6 protein-coding genes are annotated in these 5,696 nt (G+C 70.3%); 5 read left to right on the plus strand and 1 reads right to left on the minus strand.

Annotation, left to right across the window (positions count from 1 at the left end):
- The coding region (locus AOK24_RS30135) for a DUF2127 domain-containing protein (protein WP_055723202.1) at positions 1 to 690 on the plus strand (690 nt) is incomplete at its 5' end.
- A gap of 154 nt (positions 691 to 844) precedes the next feature.
- Here AOK24_RS30135 and AOK24_RS30140 read toward each other — a convergent pair.
- Positions 845 to 1,585 (minus strand): VOC family protein, encoded by a 741-nt coding sequence (locus AOK24_RS30140; protein WP_055723203.1) that lies wholly within the window; start codon positions 1,583 to 1,585, stop codon positions 845 to 847.
- A gap of 75 nt (positions 1,586 to 1,660) precedes the next feature.
- Here AOK24_RS30140 and AOK24_RS30145 point away from each other — a divergent pair, with 75 nt between their 5' ends.
- From AOK24_RS30145 to AOK24_RS30160, 4 genes are all read left to right on the plus strand, one after another.
- Positions 1,661 to 2,074: a MerR family transcriptional regulator gene (locus AOK24_RS30145; protein ID WP_055723207.1), complete on the plus strand. Its 414-nt coding sequence runs from the start codon at positions 1,661 to 1,663 to the stop codon at positions 2,072 to 2,074.
- Positions 2,068 to 2,400, plus strand: a complete 333-nt coding sequence (locus AOK24_RS30150; protein ID WP_107104083.1) for a thioredoxin family protein — start codon at positions 2,068 to 2,070, stop codon at positions 2,398 to 2,400. The genes AOK24_RS30145 and AOK24_RS30150 overlap by 7 nt, the downstream gene beginning before the upstream one ends.
- A 155-nt stretch (positions 2,401 to 2,555) precedes the next feature.
- Complete coding sequence (locus AOK24_RS30155; RefSeq protein ID WP_109362733.1) at positions 2,556 to 3,308, plus strand: hypothetical protein; 753 nt, start codon at positions 2,556 to 2,558, stop codon at positions 3,306 to 3,308.
- A 167-nt stretch (positions 3,309 to 3,475) separates the two neighbouring features.
- Positions 3,476 to 5,696, plus strand: a 2,221-nt coding sequence (locus AOK24_RS30160) for a HelD family protein (RefSeq protein ID WP_055723206.1), incomplete at its 3' end; no start/stop codon positions are given.

Below are 5,696 nucleotides of genomic sequence, written 5' to 3' on the forward strand. Positions count from 1 at the left end.
GCGGGGCGGTTGCGGGCGGTGGCGGCGTTGGGGGACGCGTGGGGGTGTCTGCGGTGTGGGGATTTGGCGGTGGGGGAGCCGCAGGGGAGGGGGCCGGCGGTCGAGGCGCCGCTCGTGGCGCGGGGGAAGGTGTTGCGGGATCTGTTCATTCTGCGGTTCCTGGCGGTGGAGCGGGCCGTGCGGGGGGTGTTCATCGTGCTGGTCGCGGTCGCCGTGTGGAAGTTCAGCAACAGCCAGGACGCCGTGCGGAGGCTGTTCGACGAGTACCTCGACGTCTTCCGGCCGGTCTTCCGGCACTTCCACTACGACCTCGACCATTCCCCGGTCGTCGGCTCCGTCCAGAAGGTGTTCGGGTACCGGCACAGCACCCTCGTCCTCGTCGCCGCCCTGCTCCTCGCCTACGCGCTGATCGAACTCGTCGAGGCGGTCGGGCTCTGGTACGCGAAGCGGTGGGCGGAGTACCTGACGGTGGTGGCGACGGCCGCGTTCCTGCCCCTGGAGATCTACGAACTCACCGAACGCGTCAGCTGGTTGAAGATCGCGACACTGGTGCTGAACCTGCTGGCGGTGCTGTACATCGCCGTCGCGAAGAGGCTGTTCGGTCTGCGGGGCGGGCGCAAGGCGTTCGAGGAGGAACGGCAGAGCGCGTCACTGCTGGAGGTGGAGGAGTCGGCGGGGGTGGCGGCGTAGGGGCACACCGCGTACGGCGGGCGCCGGGGGCGCGACCTGCGCACACCGCGTACGGCGCCGGGCGCGTGCCCCGCACACCCCGCGTACGCCGCCGGGACGCCCCCCGCGCTGTCCCGTCCAGCACCCGGCGGCCCCTCGACGCCCTCAACTCCCCTCACGGCAGCCCGAGTACGCAGAACGCATGCCCCTCCGGGTCCACGAGACACGTCCACGGCGCCTCCCCCTGGCCGACGTCGAGGTCCCCGGCCCCGAGGGCCCGTACCCGTGCCACCTCCGCCGCTTCGTCGTCCCCGGCGTACGGCAGGAGGTCAAGGTGGACGCGGTCGGGGACGGCCTCCGTGCCGGGGACGCGGAGGAACTCCAGGTACGGCCCGGTACCCCGCGCGGAGCGCAACGACGCCTGGTCGTCGGTGACTTCGAGCACGGTCCAGTCGAGGGCCGCACCCCAGAACCGGGCCATACCCCGGGGATCCGCGCAGTCGACGACGATCGCGGCGATCGGCCCGGTGTCCCGGTAGACCTCGCGGGGTTCGAGGACGCAGAACTCGTTCCCCTCGGGATCGCGCAGGACGGTCCAGGGGACGTCGCCCTGGCCCACGTCGGCGAGGGCCGCGCCGTGTGCCCGTAGCCGTGCGGTCAGCTCGGCCTGGTGCGCGGCGGAGCCGGTCGCGAGGTCGAGGTGGACGCGGTTCTTCGCCGGGGACCTGGGCTCGGGGACGGGTACGACGTCGATGCCGATGAAGACCGGGTCGGGCCAGACGAGGCCGCCGGAGGGGCCGACGTACGTGGTGATACCGGGGTGGTACGCGGTCCAGCCGAGCGCCTCGGCCCAGAAGCGGCCGACAGCCGGGGCGTCGAGGGCCTTGATGTTCACCATGACGGGTCGCAGGGGCATGCCGACGAGCGTAGACACATGGCGCCCCCGAACTCCCTTGCCTTGACCCCGACGTCAACCCCTACGTTCGTACCCATGCGAATCGGCGAGCTGGCCTCCCGCGTGGGTACTACGACCCGAACTCTCAGGTACTACGAGGCACGTGGACTGCTCCCCGCGAGGCGGGACGGGCAAGGGCATCGGGCGTACGACGAGTCGGACGTCCGGCTGCTTCAACAGATCCGTACGCTGCGGGACTTCGGGTTCGAGCTGGAGGAGACGCGGCCTTTTGTGGAGTGCCTGCGGGCCGGGCACCCGGAAGGGGATTCGTGTCCGGCGTCGCTGGCCGTGTACCGGCGCAAGCTGGCGGAACTCGACGCGCTGATAGGCGAGTTGGGGGCCGTCCGGGAGAAGGTCGCCGGGCAGCTGAAGCGCGCCGAGGAGGCCAAGGACGCGCTCGCCGCCGGAAACAGGGATCCAGAATGCGAATGGGGAGGCCGGGAATGGTGATCGACGTGACGGACGGGAATTTCGAGGACGAGGTGATCGGGTCCGAGCTGCCGGTGCTCGTGGAGTTCACGGCGTCCTGGTGTCCGCCGTGCCACCAGATGAAGCCGGTGCTGAAGGCGCTGGCGGAGGAGGAGGGCGAGCGCCTCAAGGTCGTACAACTCGACGTGGATTCCCACCCGTTGACGACACAGAAGTACCAAGTCCTTTCCATGCCGACGTTTATCGTGTTCCGTGACGGCGAACCGGTGAAATCGATGGTCGGGGCGCGGGCGAAGAGGAAGCTGCTGGCGGAGTTGGCGGACGTCCTTCTGCTCAGGAGTGCATAAAGATTGAACGATGCGGCTTTGTGTTTGTTTTACTTGGCTGCCCCGGGTGGAGAGCTATACATTTCAAGCACATCGGCCGTGGGAGCCCTCCCACGGGAAATGCCGACGTGTGTGTCACCCCCCACAAAGCCCCCCACTCCGGAAAGGCTCCTCACATGAAGTTGCTTTTCATGCGTAAATCCGTGCTGGCCGCAGTCGCCACGATGGCCGCGACCGGCGGCCTCCTGGCCGGTGCGCACGGCGCGAGCGCGGCGGACGACAACTGGTACGACCCCTCCGCGCTGCTCACCTCCTGCCGCCAGAACGTGGACGGCCTCGGCAGGGCGGACCGCTGCCGGTTCGAGCCGGCGAAGCGCGAGGTGTTCACCGGCCCGGCGAGACAGGTCGGCACGACCGTGCACGCCTGCTCCTCGAAGGTCGGCGTCGGCCGCCAGACGACGGAGTCGCGCACGGAGGAGAACAGCGTCAGCGTCACGGCGGGCGTCGAGGCGGGCCTGTCGCAGATATTCAGCGCGTCGATCGAGGCGAGCTACGGCCACAGCTGGTCGTACTCGACGTCGGAGACGGAGGAGGTCAGCGGCGAGGTGCCGCCGTACTCGATCGGCGCGGTGACCATCGCCCCGGCGATGCAGCGGGTCACGGGCCGGATGGTCATCAACTATCCGAAGCGCCGCCACGGCCACTACGAGTGGTACGTCTACCCGACGCTCACCCAGTACGACCCCGACGAGATGCAGTTCTCGACGACCACGTTCGACCCCCGCCCGATGACGGCGAACGAGCGCAGGTCGATGTGCGGCGGCCCGGGCGGCACGGCGAACGCGCCCGCGGCGAGCCACGTGGTGATCCACCTCGCGCGGCCCGGCTACCGGCAGGGCGCGGAACTCTCCGCGAAGCCCCGCAACTGACCGGACACCGCTCACGGAAAAACCCCCGAGTGTTTGCGCTCGGGGGTTTTCTCGGCGTATATTCAATGATTCGCGACTTCCCTCGGGGAAGCGCAGAAGAAGCGTGATGAGCACAGTATATCCGGCCGGGAGTGGAATTGTCAAACACCGACTTTCAAGACGGTGAAATGCGCGCGGAACAGGAATTCATCGACGGCCTGTACGCCCGGGTCGACGCCCTGCGCGGCGACACCGAGACCTCCGTCACGACGGCCCTCGCCCAGGGCAACACCCCGATGCAGGCCAGGCTGGAGCGGGACATCCTGGTCGCCGAACGCTCGGGCCTGCTGGCCGCGCTGAACGCGGTGGACGGCTCGCTGTGCTTCGGCCGGATCGACCTCGCGAAGGGTGACGTCCACCACATCGGCCGCATCGGGCTGCGGCTGGACGACGCCGAACGCACCCCCGTCCTCATCGACTGGCGCGCCGACGTCGCCCGCCCCTTCTACCTCGCCACCGGCCACACCTCGATGGGCCTGCGCCGCCGCCGGCACATCACGACCGACGGCCGTACGGTGACGGCGCTGCACGACGAGATCCTCGACCTCGGCGACCACGAGCGCACCGGCCACGAGGACCCGACCGGCGACGCCGTCCTGCTCGCGGCGCTCGGCGCGGCCCGCACCGGCCGGATGAACGACATCGTGCAGACCATCCAGGCCGAACAGGACGAGATCATCCGCGCCCCGCACCGGGGCGTCCTGGTCGTCGAGGGCGGCCCCGGCACCGGCAAGACCGCCGTCGCCCTGCACCGCGCGGCGTATCTCCTGTACGAGCACCGGGAGTTGCTCGCCAAGCGTGCTGTCCTGATCGTCGGCCCCAACCCCGCCTTCCTCGGCTACATCGGCGAGGTCCTGCCCGCCCTCGGCGAGACCGGCGTGCTCCTCGCGACGGTCGGCGAGCTGTACCCCGGCGTGAAGGCGACGGCCACCGACACCCCCGAGGCGGCTGCGGTGAAGGGGGGTCCGGCGATGGCCGACGTCCTCGCCGCCGCCGTCCGCGACCGGCAGGCGCTGCCCGACCCGGTGATCGCCGTCGTCCACGACCGCGAAGTCCTCATGCTGGACGACGGGTTGGTGAAGGTCGCCCGCGAACGCGCCCGCGCCGCCCGGCTCCCGCACAACGTGGCCCGCGAGCACTTCGAGGGCCACATCCTCAACACGCTGACCGAGATGTACGCCGAACGCGTGGGCACCGACCCCTACGACGGGAGCAGCCTCCTCGACGCCAGCGACATCACGCAGATCCGCGACGAACTCGCCGAGAACCCCGAAGTCTGGTCCGCCATCGAACAGTTGTGGCCCCTGCTCACCCCGCGCCGGGTCCTGGCCGACTTCCTCGCCGAGCCCGACGCGTACCTCCCCGACGAGGACGCCGACGCCGTACGCCGCCCCGTCACCCGGGCCTGGACCGTCGCGGACGTCCCCCTGCTCGACGAACTCGCCGAACTCCTCGGCGTGGACGAACGCCGGGCGCGGGAACTGGCCGAGCGGGAACGGGAGGAGCAGGTCACGTACGCGCAGGGCGTGCTGGACGTCTCGTACGCGTCCCGGACCTACGAGTTCGACGACAAGGACGAGGAGGACTCCGAGGTGCTGTCGGCGCACGACATCATCGACGCCGAGCGGTTCGCCGAGCGGCAGGAGGAGGAGGACTTCCGCAGCGCCGCCGAGCGCGCGGCGGCCGACCGGACCTGGGCGTTCGGGCACATCATCGTCGACGAGGCGCAGGAACTCTCCCCGATGGCCTGGCGGTTGCTCATGCGGCGCAGCCCGACGAGGTCGATGACCCTGGTCGGCGACCCCGCGCAGACCGCCGAGGCGGCCGGCGTCGGCTCCTGGCAGGGCATCCTCGGACCGTACGTCGAGGACCGCTGGGAACACGCCCGGCTCGGCGTCAACTACCGTACGCCCGCAGAGATCATGGACGTCGCCGCGGCCGTCGTCCGCGCCGAACGCCCCGACTTCGAGCCGCCGAAATCCGTACGGGCGACCGGAGTTCGGCCCTGGTCCTGGCACACCGACGACCTGACGGCCGCCGTATCCCAGGCCGTTGACGAACTCACCCCGGCCGAGGGCAGGTTGGCGGTGATCGCGCCGCGCGCCCTGCACCCGGAGATCGCCGCCCGGCTCGACGGCGTGACCTCCGGCGAGGAACCCGACCTCACCCGGACCGTCGTCCTGCTCGACCCCCGGCAGTCCAAGGGCCTCGAATTCGACTCCGTCCTCGTCGTCGAACCCGGCGCGTACGGCACGAGCGACCTGTACGTGGCCCTCACCCGGGCCACCCAACGGCTCGGTGTGGTCCATACCAAAGAGCTGCCGGGGGCGCTCGCCGAGACGCTCGCGC

The organism is Streptomyces niveiscabiei (assembly GCF_001419795.1).
GTDB lineage: Bacteria > Actinomycetota > Actinomycetes > Streptomycetales > Streptomycetaceae > Streptomyces > Streptomyces niveiscabiei.